Source organism: Cognatiyoonia koreensis (assembly GCF_900109295.1).
Lineage (GTDB): Bacteria > Pseudomonadota > Alphaproteobacteria > Rhodobacterales > Rhodobacteraceae > Cognatiyoonia > Cognatiyoonia koreensis.
Genome location: NZ_FOIZ01000001.1, coordinates 1,296,485 through 1,316,290, shown reverse-complemented (window position 1 = coordinate 1,316,290; position 19,806 = coordinate 1,296,485). Strand labels below are relative to the sequence as shown.

18 protein-coding genes are annotated in these 19,806 nt (G+C 55.3%); 7 read left to right on the top strand and 11 right to left on the bottom strand.

The annotated features are described in order from the left end of the window. Positions 1-21: 21 nt before the first annotated feature. The 3 genes from BMY44_RS06555 (at position 22) to lpdA (ending at position 3,428) form a co-directional block, all read left to right on the top strand. Positions 22-1,281 (top strand): MFS transporter, encoded by a 1,260-nt coding sequence (locus tag BMY44_RS06555; protein ID WP_089991795.1) that lies wholly within the window; start codon positions 22-24, stop codon positions 1,279-1,281. Positions 1,282-1,346: 65 nt separating this feature from the next. Then, positions 1,347-1,928, top strand: coding sequence for a DUF924 family protein (locus BMY44_RS06550; RefSeq protein ID WP_089994640.1), 582 nt, complete (start codon positions 1,347-1,349; stop codon positions 1,926-1,928). A 105-nt stretch (positions 1,929-2,033) separates the two neighbouring features. Further along, complete coding sequence (lpdA, locus tag BMY44_RS06545; protein ID WP_089991792.1) at positions 2,034-3,428, top strand: dihydrolipoyl dehydrogenase; 1,395 nt, start codon at positions 2,034-2,036, stop codon at positions 3,426-3,428. Between the two features lie 211 nt (positions 3,429-3,639). Here lpdA and BMY44_RS06540 read toward each other — a convergent pair whose 3' ends face one another. Further along, positions 3,640-6,129 (bottom strand): VWA domain-containing protein, encoded by a 2,490-nt coding sequence (locus BMY44_RS06540; RefSeq protein WP_165611795.1) that lies wholly within the window; start codon positions 6,127-6,129, stop codon positions 3,640-3,642. A 241-nt stretch (positions 6,130-6,370) separates the two neighbouring features. Here BMY44_RS06540 and uvrA point away from each other — a divergent pair, with 241 nt between their 5' ends. Next, a complete protein-coding gene (uvrA, locus tag BMY44_RS06535; RefSeq protein ID WP_089991786.1) occupies positions 6,371-9,229 on the top strand; it encodes an excinuclease ABC subunit UvrA in 2,859 nt (952 codons plus the stop codon). A 61-nt stretch (positions 9,230-9,290) separates the two neighbouring features. Next, the gene (locus BMY44_RS06530) at positions 9,291-9,881 is read left to right on the top strand and encodes a GIN domain-containing protein (protein ID WP_089991783.1); all 591 of its coding nucleotides are present in this window, start codon (positions 9,291-9,293) and stop codon (positions 9,879-9,881) included. 133 nt (positions 9,882-10,014) lie between these two features. On the opposite strand, the gene mmsB is transcribed toward BMY44_RS06530, so the two are convergent. From mmsB to BMY44_RS06500, 6 genes are all read right to left on the bottom strand, one after another. Next, complete coding sequence (gene mmsB / locus BMY44_RS06525; RefSeq protein WP_089991780.1) at positions 10,015-10,884, bottom strand: 3-hydroxyisobutyrate dehydrogenase; 870 nt, start codon at positions 10,882-10,884, stop codon at positions 10,015-10,017. Beyond that, positions 10,881-11,888: an enoyl-CoA hydratase/isomerase family protein gene (locus BMY44_RS06520; protein ID WP_089991778.1), complete on the bottom strand. Its 1,008-nt coding sequence runs from the start codon at positions 11,886-11,888 to the stop codon at positions 10,881-10,883. The genes mmsB and BMY44_RS06520 overlap by 4 nt, the downstream gene beginning before the upstream one ends. Beyond that, positions 11,885-13,021: an acyl-CoA dehydrogenase family protein gene (locus tag BMY44_RS06515; protein ID WP_089991774.1), complete on the bottom strand. Its 1,137-nt coding sequence runs from the start codon at positions 13,019-13,021 to the stop codon at positions 11,885-11,887. The genes BMY44_RS06520 and BMY44_RS06515 overlap by 4 nt, the downstream gene beginning before the upstream one ends. 102 nt (positions 13,022-13,123) lie before the next feature. Next, positions 13,124-13,459, bottom strand: coding sequence for a cupredoxin domain-containing protein (locus BMY44_RS06510; protein ID WP_089994638.1), 336 nt, complete (start codon positions 13,457-13,459; stop codon positions 13,124-13,126). Between the two features lie 100 nt (positions 13,460-13,559). Further along, entirely contained in the window at positions 13,560-13,982 is a 423-nt protein-coding gene (locus tag BMY44_RS06505; protein WP_131801583.1) for a hypothetical protein, read from the bottom strand. A gap of 45 nt (positions 13,983-14,027) precedes the next feature. Further along, positions 14,028-15,527: a CoA-acylating methylmalonate-semialdehyde dehydrogenase gene (locus BMY44_RS06500; RefSeq protein WP_089991768.1), complete on the bottom strand. Its 1,500-nt coding sequence runs from the start codon at positions 15,525-15,527 to the stop codon at positions 14,028-14,030. A 144-nt stretch (positions 15,528-15,671) separates the two neighbouring features. On the opposite strand from BMY44_RS06500, the gene BMY44_RS06495 reads away from it, so the two are divergent. Together BMY44_RS06495 and coaD are read left to right on the top strand one after the other, a co-directional pair. Then, positions 15,672-16,106 carry a CBS domain-containing protein gene (locus BMY44_RS06495; RefSeq protein ID WP_089991766.1) on the top strand — a complete coding sequence of 145 codons (435 nt, stop codon included), beginning with the start codon at positions 15,672-15,674 and terminating at the stop codon, positions 16,104-16,106. Between the two features lie 63 nt (positions 16,107-16,169). After that, the gene (coaD, locus tag BMY44_RS06490; protein ID WP_089991763.1) at positions 16,170-16,667 is read left to right on the top strand and encodes a pantetheine-phosphate adenylyltransferase; all 498 of its coding nucleotides are present in this window, start codon (positions 16,170-16,172) and stop codon (positions 16,665-16,667) included. A 101-nt stretch (positions 16,668-16,768) separates the two neighbouring features. On the opposite strand, the gene BMY44_RS18175 is transcribed toward coaD, so the two are convergent. The 4 genes from BMY44_RS18175 to gap (BMY44_RS06480) form a co-directional block, all read right to left on the bottom strand. Continuing rightward, positions 16,769-16,927, bottom strand: a complete 159-nt coding sequence (locus BMY44_RS18175; RefSeq protein WP_165611794.1) for a hypothetical protein — start codon at positions 16,925-16,927, stop codon at positions 16,769-16,771. A 213-nt stretch (positions 16,928-17,140) separates the two neighbouring features. Then, complete coding sequence (gene gap / locus BMY44_RS06485) at positions 17,141-18,142, bottom strand: type I glyceraldehyde-3-phosphate dehydrogenase (protein ID WP_089991760.1); 1,002 nt, start codon at positions 18,140-18,142, stop codon at positions 17,141-17,143. A gap of 93 nt (positions 18,143-18,235) precedes the next feature. After that, positions 18,236-18,379: a hypothetical protein gene (locus BMY44_RS18170; RefSeq protein WP_165611793.1), complete on the bottom strand. Its 144-nt coding sequence runs from the start codon at positions 18,377-18,379 to the stop codon at positions 18,236-18,238. A 318-nt stretch (positions 18,380-18,697) separates the two neighbouring features. Then, positions 18,698-19,702, bottom strand: coding sequence for a type I glyceraldehyde-3-phosphate dehydrogenase (gene gap, locus BMY44_RS06480; protein ID WP_089991757.1), 1,005 nt, complete (start codon positions 19,700-19,702; stop codon positions 18,698-18,700). Between the last annotated feature and the right edge of the window lie 104 nt (positions 19,703-19,806).

Sequence of the window (19,806 nt, the reverse complement as noted above, 5' to 3'; positions counted from 1 at the left end):
ATCTCACGAAGGATTCGCGCCGTGATCAAAGTTTTTAGTGCATCTTGGGCGTTGTTCCTTGGCATCTTCATGTTGATGATCGGCAATGGCCTGCAAGGCACTCTGCTTGGCCTGAGGGGCGAGCAGGAGGGTTTCACCACATTCGAGCTTTCGGTCGTGATGTCGGCCTATTTCCTTGGCTTTCTCTTCAGTTCCAAAGCGACACCCCTGCTGATCCAGCGGGTTGGTCACGTGCGGGTATTTGCGGCACTGGGGTCCACGATTTCCGCGGTTTTGATCCTTTATCCAGTCCTCGTGGAACCCTGGGCATGGGTCCTGGGCCGTGTCATGATCGGTTTTTGTTTCTGCGGTGTTTACGTAACAGCAGAAAGCTGGCTGAACGATGCATCCGACAATGAAAACAGGGGCAAGGCGCTGTCGATTTATATGATCGTGCAGATGGCGGGAATTGTCGCGGCGCAGTATATCATTTCGCGTGGCGATGTCAGCGGGTACATACTTTTCATTGTACCCTCAGTGCTGGTTTCGCTTGCCTTTGCACCGATCCTTCTGTCCGTCCGACCAGTGCCGGCATTTTCGCAGACAAAGCCGCTCTCACTGCCACGCCTGATTGAGGCGTCTCCATTGGCGTGTGTCGGGATGTTTCTGCTGGGCGGGATCTTTGCTGCACAATTTGGGATGTCGGCAGTCTATGGGCTCAAGGCCGGTCTGACAGTGAACCAGATCTCGGTCTTCGTTTCGACGATCTATATCGCAGCCCTCGTGGCGCAATATCCAATTGGCTGGATATCCGACCGGATTGACCGCCGCATTCTCGTGTTGATCACGACGACAGTTGGCGGGATAGGGGCGATGCTTGCCTTTCTGATACCCGGCAACTTTACAATCATCCTGATCGGTGCCGCGCTGGTTGGGGGTACATCGAACCCGCTTTATGCGCTCCTGATTGCCTATGCTAATGACTATCTCGAAAAGGATGATATGGCTGCTGCCTCTGGCGGACTGCTGTTCATCAATGGCGTTGGCGCAATCGCTGGGCCACTGATCGTTGGTTGGGTTATGGACACCTTTGGTGCCGAAGGCTTCTGGCTCTTTTCATCCATACTGCTATTGGCGATTGCTGCTTACGCAGCCTACCGAATGACCCGCCGCACGCGCAGCAATCTGGAATTCGAGACGGTTCCATATTCACCAGTCGCGGCAACGACAACGCCGCTAATCGCGGAGATAGCGCAGGAAGTTTATATCGACACCGAGGAAGTAGACAGCGATGCGAAGTAAATTTCCTTGTCATACAGCCACTTGCCTGTTTCAGTAGTGACGGTGGTTTCGTGGAGGACGGTGTTGTGAAAACTCCTCAGGATGTTTTGAATTTCTGGCTGGACGAGATCGGCCCGAAAGGCTGGTATGCCGGAGGAGAAACGCTTGACGCAGAAGTGCGAGACAAGTTCCTCACCACATGGGAACGCGCGGCTGACGGGCATCTTGGTCTTTGGCTGACCTGCGCGTCCGAAACATTGGCATATATTATTCTGACGGACCAATTGACGCGAAACATGTTTCGCAATGATGCGCAGGCATTTTCGACCGATGGTCTGGCCCGCGCAGCAGCGAAACTGGCGATTAACAATGATTGGGACATGCGGATCGACGAACCTGCGCGGCAGTTTTTCTACTTGCCATTGATGCACTCGGAAAACCTGACGGATCAGGATCGTGCAGTGCGTCTGATCCATTCTCGCATGCCGGAAACAGGCGAGAATAATATCGATCATGCCAAAGCTCACCGCGAGATTATTCGCCGCTTCGGTCGGTTTCCCTATCGCAACGCAGCGCTGCACCGCGTGTCTACCCAAGCCGAACAGGACTTCATGTCCAACGGCGGCTATGGTGCTATTTTGCGCAAAGTGCAGGCGGAAGCAGCCTGATTGTATGCTTTGCGCAGAGCCCATAGCGGGCATGACGCCAGGTCACTAGTGGTTCGCTGAGAATTAGTTTAACGCTAAACAAACTGTTTCGGAGAGGAGAAACTCATGGCTGCGAAGAACTTTGATCTTATCGTGATCGGAGCCGGCCCCGGTGGATATGTCGCTGCTATCCGCGGTGCACAGCTGGGGATGAATGTCGCAATCGTCGAGCGCGAGCACATGGGCGGCATCTGCCTGAACTGGGGATGTATTCCAACAAAGGCCCTGCTGCGTTCGTCGGAAGTATTCCACCTTATGCATCGTGCGAAGGAATTCGGCCTGTCCGTCGACAAAGCCAGCTTTGATTTGGACGCTGTGGTCAAACGTTCGCGCAATGTTGCAGGTCAGCTATCTGGCGGCATTGGCCACCTGATGAAAAAGAACAAAGTCACGACGATCATGGGGGAGGCGACAATCCCCGCCAAGGGCAAGGTTAGCGTCAAGACCGAAAAGGGCACCGAGGAACTGACCGCGAAGAACATCGTGCTTGCTACTGGTGCAAGGGCGCGTGAACTTCCGGGCCTTGAAGCAGACGGCGATCTGGTCTGGACCTACAAGCACGCACTGCAGCCGGTCCGCATGCCAAAGAAACTGTTGGTCATCGGGTCTGGCGCGATCGGTATCGAATTCGCCAGCTTCTACAATACGATGGGTTCCGAAACCACTGTTGTCGAGGTCATGGATCGCGTGCTGCCAGTCGAAGACGCAGAAATTTCTGCCTTCGCCAAGAAGCAATTCGTCAAGCAGGGCATGAAGATCATGGAAAAAGCCATGGTCAAGAAGCTGGATCGTGCCAAGGGCAAAGTCACAGCACACATTGAAGTTGGCGGAAAAATCGAAAAGCACGACTTCGATACCGTGATTTCGGCAGTGGGCATCGTCGGCAATGTCGAAAATCTGGGACTTGAAGAACTTGGCGTAAAGATTGACCGCACGCATGTGGTAACTGACGAATTCTGCCGCACAGGCGTCGATGGGCTGTACGCGATCGGCGATATTGCAGGTGCTCCCTGGCTGGCCCACAAGGCAAGCCACGAAGGTGTGATGGTCGCAGATCTCATCGCAGGCAAGCACGCGCATCCGGTCAAACCGGAAAGCATCGCCGGCTGTACCTATTGCCATCCGCAGGTCGCATCGGTCGGCTACACGGAAGCCAAAGCAAAAGAGCTGGGCTACAAGGTCAAGGTTGGCCGCTTTCCTTTCATCGGAAACGGCAAAGCGATTGCATTGGGCGAACCCGAAGGCATGATCAAAACTGTCTTTGACGAAAAGACGGGTGAATTGTTGGGTGCGCACATGGTCGGCGCTGAAGTGACTGAACTAATTCAGGGTTATGTCGTTGGTCGTCAGCTCGAAACCACTGAAGAAGACCTGATGAACACTGTCTTCCCGCATCCGACACTGTCAGAGATGATGCATGAAAGCGTGCTGGATGCGTACGGGCGCGTGATTCATATGTAGTCGGCCAATTTGGGCAGGAAGGCATTAAGCAACGCCGATCTTACGGCTGGTTCCACTGCCCAATCATTCTGCGACTAATGCGTGGTTCAAGTTGCGCTGCAGCTTGAGCCAAGCACAAAAAAATGCTGTTAAGCACCTGTTAATATTTGATAATTTGTTTCGCATGCGAAACATTTTGGGCGGCCTTCTATGATGGCCGCCCATTTTCGTTTTACTCAAGGGTGAGTGGCACCGTCGCGATCGGCACGCGTCCCTGATCTATGAAATAGGTCACCTCGTAGTCTCCCGGTTCATCCGGCAGCCGCACTGTCACTGGGTTGCCGGTGTTGGTGCGCTCGTAGCGTTCCCAACGTCCGCCACCCTCGGCTCCAACCTTTCCAACACCGATGAAGTCGCCTTCGTAATCGGGCCCGTCCCATCCTACGATCAGGTCAGTTCCGGCAGGTGCCGTTGCGGGTGCGATCAACCGGCCCGTCGCTTCTGACACTGTGATCGGGTGCTGGGCGAGGACCGAGCGGTCCTGATTTACGAAGTATTTGATTACGTAATCGCCGGGCAAAGAGGGCACCCGCAAAGCGAGCGTTTCGCCTTCGTTCGTGCGCGTATAATTCACCCATTGGCTTCCGCCTGTGGCTCCAGCCTCACCGATGCCGATAAAGTCGCTTTCGTAGTCGGGGCCTTCCCATGTGACAGAAATCGTCTGTCCTGCCACGGCCGTATCTGGTGCCGTGATCGTTGCCTTGACCGGTTCAGCTATAAAGGGCGTACTGGCGATGATCGTGCGATCCTGATTCACGAAGTACTGGATCAGATAATCGCCCGGTTCCGTAGGCACCGTCAGGGTCAACGTCGCCCCGTCAGAGGTACGTGTGTAGTTCTTCCACTGATTGCCTCCGGTTGCGCCGACCTTGCCAATTCCAATGAAGTCATTTTCATAATCCGGTCCCGTCCAGCTGACGGTAATATCCGATCCCGCGGGAGCGGAAGCGGGGGCAGTGACGCTCGCAGCAACGTCAGTTACGGTCAAAGCTGCCGTCGCAATAATCTCGCGATCCTGATTGATAAAGTACTGGATCAGATAATCGCCCGGTTCCGTCGGCACAGTCAGGGTCAGTGGGCTGCCTTCATTTGTGCGGGTGTAATTCTCCCACTGGTTGCCGCCGTTGGCACCAACTTTGCCAATCCCGATGAAATCGTTTTCATAGCCCGGACCGGTCCACGTAACTTCAACCTCTGAGCCTGACTGCGCTTCTGTCGGGGCAGTAATGCTTGCTTTCACATCGACAACCTTGATCGGCGCGGTCGCGTATATTGTCCGGTCCTGATTCACGAAATACTGGATCAAATAGTCACCGGGTTCTGTTGGTACCAAGAGCATAAGCGGGCTGCCGTCGCTTGTGCGCGTGTAGTTTTCCCACTGGTTGCCGCCTTCGGCATCCGCTTTGCCAATCCCAATGAAATCACTGTCATAGTCCGGTCCGGTCCAGGCTACGCTGATCTCGGCACCCGCCGGAGCCTCTGCTGGCGCGGTAATGCTGGCCTCAACCGGCAACAAGGTGATTGGAGTTTGCGCGATTGCAGTACGTGCACCGTCGTTCGAAAAGTATTGGATGACATAGTCGCCCGCAGTGGCGGGCATCAGCAATGTGATCGGGTTGCCGTCTCTTACATAGGTGTAGTTTTGCCATTGGTTGCCGCCCTCGGCCCCGACCGCGCCTATACCGACGAAATCACTCTCATGTCCCGGCCCGTCCCAGCCCACTTGAACGTTCGACCCAGCAGGCGCGCTGCTTGGCGCGACAAGTCGCGCCGTGGGAATTGGTTCTTCAAAGACAGCAGTAACCTCAGTCGCGCCACCGTCGATCACTATGAAATCAACGTTGACTGTCTGCTCGTATTCAAGGCTGTAAGCAGTTGCGACATAGGCACCTTCAAGAAGGTCGGCCGTCAACGGGTTGCCATCCAAGTCCTCGGCAAACATCCCCGCATCGCTGTTGATGTCCCAAAGCACCGGGCTTGTGACCAGCGCGGCGTCCTCGCCGACGACAGCCGTGAACGTCATAGTGACCCCAACCGGATCAGGTTCGGCGGCGACTGTCTGCAGCGCCGCCCCGAGTTCCTCTGCATTGTCTGCAGTTAAAAACTGGCCGCCGGTTTCCTCGGCGATGCATTGCATCTGTGCTAACGCGACTGCGTCCGAACCCACATCAAATCCGACGACATGGGCAGTGAAATCAATCGCGGCTTCTTCAAGCAAACGCATTGCTGCGCACGGATCAGGGTTGCAAGTCTCAACGCCGTCGCTGACCAGAATGACCGTCGCGCTGTCCTCGGTATAGCGCAACGCTTCGGCGGCGGCGATGATACTATCGGTCATCGGTGTCTTGCCCAACGGCTTGATCCCGTTCACGGCGTCCCGGATAGCGTCGCGCGTATTGGGCCCGGGGGCGACGATGGTTTCAATGTCTGTGCAGTTCCCGCGCTCGCGGTGGCCGTAGACGGTCAGTCCGATATTCTGCTCTGGTGGAATGGTGTCCATCAGCGCGCTGACGACCTCCTGGGCAATGGTGATCTTTGCCACGCCGTCGATCTGTCCCCACATTGAACCGGAACCATCCAACACCAGAATTGTGTTCGGATTGTCCTGTGCGGAAGAAGCAGTGGCGAAAGCAGTCAAAAGAAACGGAGCAAGGAAACGCATGGACTGTCCTCTCATTAAATTACGAAAAGGAAATCAGATGCGTAGTGCCTTGGCTACCCCTTCAAAGCAGGGGGTGGGGAAATCCTGACCTGTACCTCGCCACCGGATCTGGCCCGACAAGTTGCCAAGTCAGCAACCTTCAACCGCTTTTTTGTTGTTCACGTTCACTTAATGTTCTAGTTTCGCTCTGGCAATCTGCTTTCCCGTCGCTATGTCTTGGCGGGTAGGCTTGGGGGCCAGAATGCCAGAATTGAAAAATATCGAAGTACGCGGCGCACGCGAGCATAATCTCAAGAATATCGATGTCGATATTCCGCGCGATAAGCTTGTCGTCATCACCGGTCTGTCGGGGTCCGGCAAATCGTCCCTGGCGTTCGATACGATCTACGCCGAAGGGCAAAGGCGGTATGTCGAATCCCTGTCAGCCTATGCGCGCCAGTTCCTTGATATGATGGAAAAGCCGGATGTGGATCACATCAGCGGTCTAAGTCCGGCCATTTCGATCGAACAAAAGACGACATCCAAGAACCCGCGTTCGACCGTGGGCACAATCACGGAAATCTATGACTATCTGCGCCTGCTTTTTGCACGGGCAGGGACGCCGTTTTCGCCTGCGACCGGGCTGCCAATTGAGGCACAGCAGGTACAGGACATGGTTGATCGTGTCATGGCGATGGAAGAGGGCACGCGCGGGTATCTGTTGGCCCCCATTATCCGTGATCGCAAAGGCGAATACCGCAAGGAGTTTCTGGAACTGCGCAAGCAGGGCTTTCAACGCGTGAAAGTCGATGGTGAGTTTTACGAACTGGATGAACCGCCAACGCTGGACAAGAAGTTTCGCCACGATATCGATGTTGTGGTTGACCGGATCGTGGTCCGCGAGGGTCTTGAGACACGACTGGCGGACTCGTTCCGAACCGCGCTCGATCTGGCTGATGGTATAACAATTCTTGAAACAGCGCCGACAGAGGGTGATCCGGAGCGTCATACATTCTCTGAAAATTTCGCCTGCCCGGTGTCTGGATTTACGATCCCGGAAATCGAACCGCGCCTGTTCTCTTTCAACGCGCCCTTCGGTGCCTGTCCAGACTGCGACGGTTTGGGCGTTGAACTGTTCTTTGATGAACAGCTTGTGGTGCCGGATATCACATTGAAGATCGCCGACGGTGCACTGGCCCCCTGGCGCAAGGGCAAGAGCCCGTATTTCCTGCAGACGATCGAAGCGATTGCAAAGCACTACGGCTTTAACAAGAACGCGCGATGGAAAGACCTCGACCCGAAGGTCCAGGAGGTATTCCTACGCGGATCGGGTAAGGAAGAAATCAAGTTCCGCTATGATGAAGGCGGTCGCGTCTATCAGGTATCACGCCCGTTTGAAGGCGTTATCCCAAACATGGAACGGCGGTACCGCGAAACCGATAGCAGCTGGATTCGCGAGGAGTTCGAGCAATTCCAGAACAATCGGCACTGCGGCACCTGCAACGGATTCCGACTGCGGCAAGAGGCCTTGGCCGTCAAGATCGGTGGTCTGCACGTGGGTGAGGTCGTTCAGATGTCGATCAAGGAGGCCTATGACTGGTGCCTCACCGTTCCCGATAAACTGTCCAAGCAGAAGAATGAGATTGCAAAAGCGATTTTGAAGGAAATTCGTGAACGCCTTGGCTTCTTGAACAACGTCGGGCTTGAATATCTGACCTTGTCCCGAAATTCTGGCACGCTTTCGGGCGGCGAAAGCCAGCGGATCCGACTTGCTTCGCAGATCGGATCGGGTCTGACAGGTGTTCTTTACGTCCTGGATGAGCCATCAATTGGTCTGCACCAGCGCGACAATGATCGGCTTCTGACGACGCTTAAGAACCTGCGCGACCAAGGCAATACAGTGATCGTTGTCGAGCATGACGAGGAGGCCGTGCGCGAGGCGGACTATGTCTTTGACATCGGTCCCGGTGCAGGCGTTCACGGTGGCGAGGTTGTAGCGAAAGGCACGCCGCAGGAGATCATGGCAAATGACAAGTCGCTGACCGGTCAGTATCTGGTCGGCGCGAAAGAGATTCCTGTTCCTGCGATCCGCCGCAAAGGCAACAAAAAGAAAGTCACGATCGTCAAGGCGACGGGCAACAACCTCCAGAATGTGACGGTTGAATATCCACTTGGGAAATTTGTCTGCGTGACAGGTGTTTCCGGCGGCGGGAAGTCCACGCTCACGATCGAAACGCTGTTCAAGACCGCGTCTATGAAGCTGAACGGTGCGCGCCAGACGCCGGCCCCTTGCGAAACGATCAAAGGTCTGGAGCATCTGGACAAGGTTATCGACATCGACCAGAGACCAATCGGGCGTACGCCGCGTTCGAATCCGGCCACATACACGGGCGCGTTCACGCCGATCCGCGACTGGTTTGCCGGGCTGCCCGAAGCCAAGGCGCGCGGCTACAAGCCGGGGCGCTTTAGTTTTAACGTCAAGGGCGGACGGTGCGAAGCCTGCCAAGGTGATGGTGTCATCAAGATCGAGATGCACTTTCTGCCGGACGTCTACGTCGAATGCGAAACTTGCAAGGGCGCGCGCTACAACCGCGAAACTCTGGAAATCAAATTCAAGGGCAAATCAATTGCCGATGTGCTGAATATGACTGTTGAGGATGCGCAGGACTTCTTCAAGGCGGTGCCGTCAATCCGAGACAAGATGGATGCGCTGATGCGTGTGGGTCTTGGATATATCAAGGTCGGTCAGCAAGCGACCACGTTGTCTGGTGGCGAAGCGCAGCGCGTAAAATTGTCGAAGGAGCTTGCGAAACGGTCGACCGGACGAACGCTTTATATTCTGGACGAACCGACGACGGGCCTTCATTTCGAAGACGTGCGCAAGCTGTTGGAAGTGCTGCATGAACTTGTCGATCAGGGCAATTCGGTCGTGGTGATCGAGCACAACCTCGACGTCGTCAAAACCGCGGACCACATCATCGACATCGGGCCTGAAGGTGGAGATGGCGGTGGGTGTATTGTCGCCGAAGGTACGCCAGAGGAAGTTGCTGAAGTCACGGCCAGCTATACCGGCAAGTATCTCAAGCCGATGCTGAAATCCCGGAAAGTTGCTGCCGAGTAGCAGGTTTGTGGTTTGTGTTACGGGATTCTTTCGCGCAAAACACGCGAAACGGAGATGTGTAATGCGCCGACTCGCCTTGGGATTATTGCTGCTGACAAGTTCTGTTTATGCGGATGAAACGTTTGATTTTGATGGGTTTCACTCTGTCGAAGTGCGCAACGGCATCGTTGCAGAAGTAACGGTCGGTGAAGCATCCGTCATTGTTGATGATAGCGCGGGGGATATTACGCAGTTTCGTTCGGCACAGTTCGGAGAATGGCTGCGCCTTGATCGCAACAAGCGTTGGTTGATCTGGACAAATGGGCGTCGCGATCAATTCAATACGAAGATCCAGATGCCGCAAGTGCGCGAATTGAAGGCATTGTCCGGCGCTATCATCACCGCAAATCTGGGCGAACAACCGCAGTTTCGCGCCGAGGCCGAGAACGGCAAGATATCGGTTTCGGTTTCCACGCCGAACCTGCGATTGCGCGGCAACGACGATGCCGAGATTTCTGTTTCAGGACGCTGCGAACGCCTGACGATGCTTGCACGACCAACAGCCACAATTGATCTGTCTGGTTTGACTTGTGAGAGCATCGTGATTTTTGGCGACAGATCGCGGGTCTTGCTCCCGGACGGGGCGAATGTCGTCAGTGAACACGGCTCCTGAGGAAAGGGGCGCTACCGCGCGTTTCGTTTCACGGATTCAACTGTGACACGATATGCATCGCGGCGTGTTTGGCTATCGTTCCGCATGCCTCCGGCGGAAGTTTGATGGGACAAAGAAAGCCATGTGCCCGACGTCAGTCGGATCGTGAACGTTTTTCGAAACGTGGCAGCATTGCAGAGAAATCCAATTCACCCATGCCCTCGGCTTCGACGAATAGCTCATAGAGCTCTGTAGCGGCCTTTCCTAATGGTGTATCAGCGTTGGCATCCTTGGCGGCCTGTTGCGAAAGCCGTAGGTCCTTTAGCATGAGTACCGCGGCGAAGCCGGGTTTGTAGCCGTTATCGGCGGGGCTTTGCGGGCCGATTCCGGGGGCAGGACAATAGGCATTCATCGACCACGAGTATCCCGATGACGTCGAGACCACGTCGAACATGGCCTGCCGATCGAGACCTAGTTTGTCTGCAAGAGCGAATGCTTCGCAGGTTCCGATCATGGTGATCCCGAGAATCATGTTGTTGCAGATCTTGGCGGCCTGCCCATTGCCGGCCGGGCCGCAATGCACTGCTTTCTGTCCCATGATGTCAAACAGTGGCCGCACTTTTTCGAATGCGTTTTCCGGACCGCCGGCCATGAATGTCAATGTGCCGTTCGTAGCGCCACCAATGCCACCCGAAACCGGTGCATCGACGGCTTGAAGATCGTGCGCTTCTGCCTGTTGCGCCACGGCCCGGGCGCTGGCGACGTCGACCGTTGAGCAGTCGAGGTGGATGGCCCCTTTTCGCATGGCAGGGTGGATGTCATCGGCAACCGCTTTCAGAATTGCGCCGTTGGGGAGCATTGTGATGACAACGTCGGCACCCTTGACTGATGCGGCTGCGGACTCGGCAAGAGTGAGGCCTGCGGGTTTAGCGACGGTGTCGAACCCCGTGATATCATGCGTCTGGGCAAGATTTGTCGCCATTGGCGCACCCATGTTGCCGAGACCGATAAAGGCAATTTTCATAGTTTCAGCTCCTGATCCGGGGAGAGGGGGGAAATCATGGCGTCCACCTCTGCGCTGGTGACGTCAAGCGGGCTGGTGTGCTGCCAGTGTGGCGTGCGATCCTTATCGATGATCGCAGCCCGGATACCTTCGATGAAATCACCCTGTGCAACGGCGCGATAGGTGTAACGGTATTCAAGTCGTAGGGCTGTCCTGATTGACGGGTTTTGGCGGACTTTGGCAATGATCTGCACTGCGCAGGCCATCGCTAGCGGTGCATTTCGCTCCAGCGCCTTGCGATTGAGAGTAGTATCGGCCGGCAGGTCTCGCAGTATGTCGGCCAAAGTCTGGTTGTGGAATGCCGCGTCGATGTGCGGACGCAAACTCATCAGCGTTCCACCCGGGGCTGCGTGTCGGGGAAGGGTCAGATCGCCTGTTGTCAGTTGCGATTTCAAAGATGCCCAGTCCGATTGCGGAACAAAATGGTCGGCGAAGGTCGCCGTGATTGCATCAGCGGCGTTCATTCGGGTCCCTGTCAGGCCGAGATAGGTTCCAGAAAACCCCGGTGCCCGGGCGAGAAGAAAGCTTCCACCGATGTCGGGGACGAGACCGATGCTACATTCCGGCATTGCGATCTGGCTGCTCTCTCCGACGATGCGGTGTGACGCGTGGCAACCGACGCCAACACCGCCGCCCATAGTATATCCTTGCAGAAAGGTGAAAATCGGCTTTGGATAAGCGGCAATCTTTGCATTCAGGCGATATTCGTCCTGCCAGAACTGGCGGCCGTAGCTGAGATCACCGCGCTGGCCGGACGCATACATGTCGGCGATATCGCCGCCGGAACAAAATGCCTTTTCCCCCGCCGCGTCGATGATGATGCAGGCGAGGTCGGCCTCACGCCACGCGTCGAGTGCCTGTTCGATTTGCAGGACCATGTCATAGGTCAGCGCGTTGAGCGCCTGCGGTCGATTGAGGGTGATCCAGCCAGCGCGACCCTTTTGACGTATCAGGAGATCGCTCATCTGATCATATGTCGCGCTGTGATCAGTCGCATGATTTCATTTGTGCCTTCGAGAATCTGGTGCACGCGCAGGTCACGCACGATCTTTTCGATGCCATAGTCCGCAAGATAGCCATATCCGCCATGCAATTGCAGACACTGGTCCGCGACATCGCTGCCAACCTCGGTACAGAGTTTCTTGGCCATCGCGCAGAACTGCGTGGCGTCTGGTGACTGTTGGTCCAGCTTCCACGCCGCCTGTCGCAAGAACACGCGCGCTGACTGAAGCGCAATCTCGGCGTCTGCGAGCCGGAATTGCAGACCTTGGAACTGGTCGATTGCTTTGCCGAAGGCCTTGCGTTCTTTCATGTACGCCACGGTTTGATCAAGGGCAGCCTGTGCCGCGCCGATTGAGCAGGCGGCGATGTTCAACCGGCCACCATCGAGCCCCGCCATCGCGTAGCTGAATCCTTTGCCTTCCTCACCAAGCAGGTTCTTTGCGGCAACATCACAGGCGTCAAGTTGGACCTGACGGGTGGGTTGGCTGCGCCAGCCCATCTTGTCTTCGAGGCCGCCAAACGTCAGGCCATCGTTGCCGTCATCAATTAAAAGCGCCGATATGCCTTTGGGCCCCGCATCTCCTGTGCGGCACATGACAACATATGAATCCGAATACCCTCCACCAGAGATAAACGCCTTGGTGCCGGTCACTTTGTATCCGGCATTGGTCTTTTCGGCGCGGGTTTTAAGGGCGGCAGCATCGGATCCAGAGCCGGGTTCGGTCAGGCAGTAAGACAGCACCGTTTCCATCGTCAGCGCTTTGGGAAGGTACCGCGCTTTGAGGTCTTCGCTCCCGAAACTGTCGATCATTTTTGCGCACATGTTGTGGATAGACAGGAAAGCTGCCACAGACGCGCAGCTATGCGAAAGCGCCTCGAAAACGAGTGTCGCATCGAGGCGGGACAGCCCTGTCCCGCCATTGTCTTCAGAGACATAGAGCCCAGCGAACCCGAGCTCTGCCAGTTTTGGCCAAAGATCTCGAGGAATCGTGCCGTCGGCTTCCCATTGCCGGGCGAATGGCGCGATGTTTTCCATCCCGAACGCATGGGCCATGTCGAAGATAGCCGTTTGCTCTTCTGTCAGCGCAAAATCCATGACGGGTCCCAAGAATTGAACGGTTGTTCAGATTATCGTGACGCGTGCTTGCGTGGATGTCAAAATGAAAAAGGTGTGCGCAGATGCGTCTGCCGCGCCGAATCAGGTGATGGTAATGCTCCCCCGCATGTTCTGATGCGGCCCACAGCGATAATTGAAAGTGCCACGGCCATTGAATGTCAAAGATGCAGACGCGCCCGGATTGATCAGGTTGGTGTCAAAGGCACCGCCAAGATCAAGGGCGGAGTGCTGCGTACTGTCTGCATTGATCCACGTTACTGTGTCGCCAGCTGAGATTGTCAGATTGGCAGGATTGAACGCAAAGTTCTGGATTGTGACTGTGTGGGTTGCGGCAACTGCTGTTGTCGCCATCATTGGCAGGGCAACCGCTGCTCCAGCGGTTATCCGCAGGGCATCGCGTCGGGTAGGGTTCGGCATTTCAGACTCCATCAACTGATTATTCCATCAGCTTAGCCCCGATTGCTGGATCGTTGTCGACCATTCTTCGATTTCACGGTGATGTGACCACGGGGGCACCTCATGCCATCGCCAACAAATCCGAAAAGCAGGCGACTTTCGCCCCGACAAGATCAAGCGCTTCTGCCTCTGTGTCGACAATGCGGGGCAGGACTGGCCCATTTCCTTCCCACGACTTTCGAATAAGATTCGCAACTGTTCGTGGCATACCCGCTGGCGCATGAAGCACCAACAGAGTTTCAGGCCCGTCCGGCTTGATCACTTCGGTCATGCGAGCCTGAATGCTCATGATACGCGCCCAGTCCCGTTCATAGTCGGTAACCGGAGCGCAATCGACGAGGTGTTTCTGGCCTGGTGCGGCATCGGGATGCGCGGCATAGGCCGCAATTGCGTCCATGCTTTCCTTTACGGTAATCAGTCCGCTGTGCTGAATAAAAACAATTCCGTATTTCGGAATTATCCTGAAACCTGTTGGCATTGGCATTCACTGGTCCGGCCTTACGCCGAACCACCCCCGAATGAATTCTGTTTACTCCATAATAGGAATAGAAAACTCTCCACCCTCTTTAATTCCTGACGGCCAGCGCGATGTGACTGTCTTTGTGCGCGTATAGAATTTGAACGCGTCCGGCCCATGTTGGTTCAAATCGCCGAATACCGATTTCTTCCAGCCGCCAAAGGTGTGGTACGCCAGAGGAACAGGAATTGGCACGTTGATGCCTACCATACCAACATTGACCCTGTTGGCAAAGTCGCGAGCGGTATCGCCATCGCGGGTAAAGATCGCGGTGCCATTTCCGTATTCGTGATCCATGGCCAATCCGATTGCTTCTTCATAGCTTTGCGCGCGTACCGTTGTAAGAACGGGCCCGAAGATCTCGGTCTTGTAGATATCCATGTCCTTGGTTGCATGATCGAAAAGATGGGCACCGATGAAAAAGCCGTCTTCGTATCCTTGCAGTTTGAAATTACGGCCATCCACGACCAGTTTCGCGCCTTGATCTATGCCAGATTGCACCAGTCTTTCGATGTTCGCCTTGGCAGCTGCGGTGACGACGGGGCCATAATCCACGTCCTTGCCTGACGTGTATGGTCCGACCTTCAACGCTTCGACACGCGGCACAAGCTTTTCGATCAATCGGTCTGCCGTTTCATCGCCGACAGGGACGGCGACAGAAATCGCCATGCAGCGTTCGCCGGCCGCACCATAACCTGCACCGACCAGTGCATCAGCAGCTTGATCCATGTCCGCATCGGGCATGATGATCATGTGGTTCTTGGCACCGCCAAAGCACTGGACGCGTTTACCATTCGTGCAGCCACGGCCATAGATGTATTCCGCAATCGGTGTCGAGCCGACGAACCCGACCGATTGGATAATTTCATTATCAAGGATCGCGTCAACAGCCTCTTTGTCCCCATTGACCACTTGCAGAATGCCTTTGGGCAGCCCGGCCTCTTCCAGCAGTTCTGCAAGCATCAGTGGGACGGATGGATCACGTTCAGAAGGTTTGAGAATGAACGCATTCCCGCAAGCGATGGCTGGCGCAAACATCCACATTGGAATCATCGCAGGAAAGTTGAACGGCGTGATGCCAGCGGAAACGCCCAATGGCTGCTTCATCGAATACATATCGATTCCCGGGCCGGCGCTATCCGTGAATTCGCCCTTCAGCATCTGTGGCGCGGCGATACAGTATTCCACAACTTCCAGCCCGCGCTGCACATCGCCCGCGGCGTCAGGAAGGGTCTTGCCGTGTTCGCGCGACAGCGCTTCGGCCAGCTTGTCCATATCGCGGTTCAACAGATCGACGAATTTCATCAGCACACGTGCGCGGCGCTGGGGGTTTACCGCAGCCCAGGCGGGTTGTGCAGCGGCGGCAATTTCGACGGCCTTATCCAGTTCTGCGGCCCCGGCAAGCGGCACCTTTGCCTGCACCTCACCCGTCGCAGGATTGAATACATCGGCAAAGCGGCCAGACGTGCCTTTGACATGAGTGCCGTTGATGTAATGGGTCAGTTCTTGCATGGGGAGTCCTCCTATTCGGTGCAGAGGATAACCCTCGGAAATCCTGTGTGAAAGCGCCAAATGAAAAAGAGCTGATGCGACGCTTGACAGAATAGCCCCGCATCGTTGACGCTATGGTGGAAAGACCCGCAAAGGAGACGACAAATGCTGGTGCAGCAAATCCTCAAGTCCAAGGCCCAATCCGGCATTATTTCAGTCAAGCCTGATGACACTGTCGCCACTGCGGCAAACCTGCTGTCGACCGAACGGATCGGGACGGTTGTCGTTTCGTCAGACGGTACATCGCTTGACGGCATCCTGTCAGAGCGCGACATCGTACGGGAAATCGGTAAACGCGGGGCGGTCTGTCTTGATGATCCCGTACATACAATGATGACAAGCAAACTCGTGACTTGCAGACCCGAGGACAGCGCCCTCGAAGTGCTTGAAATGATGACCACCGGACGGTTTCGTCATATGCCTGTTGTGAAAGACGGGGAAATGATCGGCCTGATTTCCATCGGCGATACCGTTAAGGCGCGACTTGCGGAACTGGCCATGGAAAAAGACGCCCTTGAAGGGATGATTATGGGGCACTAGGCCTATTGCAATCCATGACATATTCCTATTGCGTGCAGCCCACGTTCAAGACAGGGGGCAGCCATGCGCACCGGCCTATATCCCGGCACATTTGACCCGATTCACAAGGGTCACACCGATATCATCCGGCGCGGCTGTTCGTTGGTTGATCGGATGGTGATCGGGGTTGCAATCAACCGTGACAAGGGGCCGATGTTCAGTCTGGAAGAACGCGTGGCGATGATCGAAACCGAGGTCGCGCCGCTTGTTAGCCAGACTGGTTGCGAAATCGTGGTTCATCCCTTCGAGAACCTTCTCATCAATTGCGCCCGTGATGTCGGTGCCAGCATTATCGTCCGCGGTCTGCGGGCTGTCGCCGATTTCGAATATGAATATCAGATGGTTGGTATGAACCGGGTGCTTGATGACAGTATCGAAACAGTATTCCTGATGGCGGAAGCACAGCATCAGGCGATTGCCTCAAAATTGGTCAAGGAAATTGCGCGACTTGACGGTGATGTCAGCGCATTCGTCTCACCCGCAGTAAATGCTGCTATGCGGGCCAGGCTATCACGCATGTGATTGGCACGACGCCTTGGCTATTTGTGCTGGCAATAATGCCACCACCGAAACTAAAAAGCCGCCCGATAAGGGGCGGCTTTGAATTCTTGTCTTTCGCAGAATTAGCCGTAAACGGCGCGGTATGCGATCTTGCCTGCATCTTCGCGGAAAATGCCAAGGTCGATTGCGACCTCTTGTGGCATTCTTTGCAGTTCTGCTTTCGTGCGCAGGTATTTGGCGCGCTTTTCGACGGCAGTCTTAACAGTACTCAGGACAGTCATTTGCGTGCTCCTCTATGTGTACGCTTCGTTTTCTGTTGATCAACATGTAACAACGCTGCGCTGCAGAACAATTGATACAATCGCCGTGCCGCATTGCAGAGAGTGCATGGCTATCCTCATAAAACTGCCATAATTTCCAGCATGTTACCCTGGGTCATGCAAAAAGGCCGCCCTGCAGAGGACGGCCTTTGCATAGATCAATTGTGAACCAAATCAGATGAGTTTGGCCATAGCGATGGCAGTATCGCTCATACGGTTCGAGAAGCCCCACTCATTGTCGTACCAGCTCAGTATACGAACCATATTGCCGTCCAGGACCTTGGTTTGGTCCAGATGGAACACAGAGGAGTGCGGATCATGGTTGAAATCACAGGAGACCATCGGCAGCGCTGTGTACCCCAGGATGTTTTTCAACGGCCCATCTGCTGCGGCGATGATAGCGTCGTTAATTTCTTCAACCGTGGTTGACTTTGACGCTTCGAATGTGAGGTCAACGACAGAGACGTTCGGTGTTGGAACGCGAATTGCAACGCCGTCAAGCTTGCCATTCAATTCAGGAAGCACAAGTCCGACAGCCTTTGCAGCACCCGTTGACGTCGGGATCATCGACAAGGCCGCAGCCCGCGCACGATAAAGATCCTTGTGCATCGTATCCAGCGTCGGCTGATCGCCGGTATAGCTGTGGATCGTTGTCATGAACCCCTTGGTGATGCCAACCGCGTCATTCAGGACTTTTGCAACGGGGGACAGGCAGTTTGTTGTGCAAGAGGCGTTGGAAACGATGATGTCATCTTTGGTCAGGCTGTCATGGTTCACGCCATAAACGATTGTCTTGTCGGCATCCTTGCCGGGAGCCGAAATCAGGACGCGCTTTGACCCGTTGTCGAGGTGAGCTTGGCAGGCTTCTTTGCTGGTGAAAATACCAGTGCATTCCATCACGACATCAATATCGGACCATGGCAGGTCAGCCGGGTTGCGGATCGCTGTGACCTTGATCGGGCCACGGCCAACGTCGATCGTGTCTTCTGTTGTGGTCACTGTCGCGGGGAAACGGCCGTGTACGCTGTCAAAGCGAAGCAGGTGCGCATTTGTCTCTACAGGGCCAAGGTCGTTGATCGCGACAACCTCGATATCTGTACGTCCGCTTTCAATGATGGCGCGCAATACGTTGCGCCCGATCCGACCAAATCCGTTAATTGCAACTTTGACTGCCATTTTGGCCTCCTGCGACTGTGAATGCGACGATCTCGCCGCTGTTGGCGCTAACATTGCGATTTGGGCGAAAAGGTCAACCCAAGATGCACGCGCTTAACGCCAGACGGCGAGCCATTGGATCAGATCAGACAGATAGCGCATTATCAATACCGGCAGGCCCCAGCCAAAGACAAACGCATCCAGGGCAAATACGGCAATGATGATGGCACCGAGCCAAAGAGCAATTGTATTGGTCATATCTTTCTATAGGCATGCACGTCCGGGCAGCAAAGGGAAGACAACGCGGTTGAACCGACTTCTTTTGCGAAAGGTGCCAATGGGTCATGGATGGAAGGGCAAATGAAGGGTGGCAGAACGTTACAGGAGCAGACAAGTCCAGTAACGAAAGCGAATGTCCGACGTTCAGGCGGGATGAGGTGCGGCAGTTTCCCCGCAGCGTTATGCACGCGGCTCAATCATTGTGAGTTCACCACCTGTTGGGCCCATCTACGCATCTATTGAGGACGACGCTGGAAATTCAGCCGATGTCGGATTTATTCTGACTTGGAACGCAACTTAATGCAGCAGACGTCCCATGGTGGCCGCCACATCGGCCATTCGTGCTGAAAAACCCCATTCGTTATCGTACCATGCCAGCACTCGCACCGTCTTGCCGCCGACGACCTTTGTCTGATCGGGAGCGAAGATGCAGCTTTGCGTGGTGTGATTGAAATCGATGCTGACCTTGGCTTCTTCGTCGTAAGCCATGACCATGCCCATATATCCCCTTGCCGCTTCCGCTACGATTGCGTTGACGTCAGCGGGGCTGACCGACTTTCCTGCCTCGAATGTCAGGTCCACGGCGGACACGTTCGGGGTTGGAACACGCATAGCTGTGCCATCCAACTTGCCGGAGAGTTCCGGCAATACTTCGCCCAATGCTTTCGCCGCTCCGGTCGATGTCGGGATCATCGCCATGGCCGCAGCGCGGGCGCGGTAAAGATCGCTGTGTCGGCGGTCAAGTGTCGGCTGGTCGCCGGTGTAGCTGTGGATCGTCGTCATGATACCGCGCTCGATCCCTATGGCATCGTTCAGGACCTTGGCAAGCGGGGCAAGGCAGTTGGTTGTGCACGATCCATTCGACACCATTCTTTCGTCAGCCAAAAGGTCGCGGTGATTGACACCGTAGACGACAGTACGGTCAACGTTGCGGGCAGGGGCGGAAATGAGAACTTTTTTCGCGCCCCGCCCAAGGTGGACGTCAGCCTGCGTGCCATCATTGAATTTGCCGGTGCATTCCAGCACAACATCGACGCCGGACCAGTCCAGTTCGGTTGGTTCGTAAGTCGACATGACCTCGATCGGTCCACGACCAAGATCAAGTGTGTTGTTCCTCACTGTTATAGGCGAGCCAAAGCGCCCGTGCACACTGTCGTATTTTAAGAGATGTGCGTTGGTCTCGATCGGGCCTGTTGCATTGATGCGGATAACCTGGACGTCGTTGCGAGCGGCCTCGGTGATATGTGCAAGCGTGCAGCGTCCAATGCGGCCAAAGCCGTTGATACCCAATGTAACCGTCATGCCTGTTCGTCCTTCCGCCCCAATGGTTGGCAGCGGTATAGGGGCAGGAGACCGTCACTGAAAGGAGAAATAACATTTATATCAGTATGTTATCGATAACATCT

Bases quoted from the DNA above. Each gene is read 5' to 3' on its own strand.
- BMY44_RS06505 (WP_131801583.1), bottom strand. From the start codon at position 13,982: ATGCCAATGCCAACAGGTTTCAGGATAATTCCGAAATACGGAATTGTT.
- BMY44_RS06530 (WP_089991783.1), top strand. From the start codon at position 9,291: ATGCGCCGACTCGCCTTGGGATTATTGCTGCTGACAAGTTCTGTTTAT.
- BMY44_RS06500 (WP_089991768.1), bottom strand. From the start codon at position 15,527: ATGCAAGAACTGACCCATTACATCAACGGCACTCATGTCAAAGGCACG.
- lpdA (WP_089991792.1), top strand. From the start codon at position 2,034: ATGGCTGCGAAGAACTTTGATCTTATCGTGATCGGAGCCGGCCCCGGT.
- BMY44_RS18170 (WP_165611793.1), bottom strand. From the start codon at position 18,379: ATGACCAATACAATTGCTCTTTGGCTCGGTGCCATCATCATTGCCGTA.
- BMY44_RS18175 (WP_165611794.1), bottom strand. From the start codon at position 16,927: ATGACTGTCCTGAGTACTGTTAAGACTGCCGTCGAAAAGCGCGCCAAA.
- coaD (WP_089991763.1), top strand. From the start codon at position 16,170: ATGCGCACCGGCCTATATCCCGGCACATTTGACCCGATTCACAAGGGT.
- BMY44_RS06515 (WP_089991774.1), bottom strand. From the start codon at position 13,021: ATGGATTTTGCGCTGACAGAAGAGCAAACGGCTATCTTCGACATGGCC.
- BMY44_RS06510 (WP_089994638.1), bottom strand. From the start codon at position 13,459: ATGCCGAACCCTACCCGACGCGATGCCCTGCGGATAACCGCTGGAGCA.
- uvrA (WP_089991786.1), top strand. From the start codon at position 6,371: ATGCCAGAATTGAAAAATATCGAAGTACGCGGCGCACGCGAGCATAAT.
- BMY44_RS06520 (WP_089991778.1), bottom strand. From the start codon at position 11,888: ATGAGCGATCTCCTGATACGTCAAAAGGGTCGCGCTGGCTGGATCACC.
- mmsB (WP_089991780.1), bottom strand. From the start codon at position 10,884: ATGAAAATTGCCTTTATCGGTCTCGGCAACATGGGTGCGCCAATGGCG.
- gap (WP_089991760.1), bottom strand. From the start codon at position 18,142: ATGGCAGTCAAAGTTGCAATTAACGGATTTGGTCGGATCGGGCGCAAC.
- gap (WP_089991757.1), bottom strand. From the start codon at position 19,702: ATGACGGTTACATTGGGTATCAACGGCTTTGGCCGCATTGGACGCTGC.
- BMY44_RS06495 (WP_089991766.1), top strand. From the start codon at position 15,672: ATGCTGGTGCAGCAAATCCTCAAGTCCAAGGCCCAATCCGGCATTATT.
- BMY44_RS06540 (WP_165611795.1), bottom strand. From the start codon at position 6,129: ATGCGTTTCCTTGCTCCGTTTCTTTTGACTGCTTTCGCCACTGCTTCT.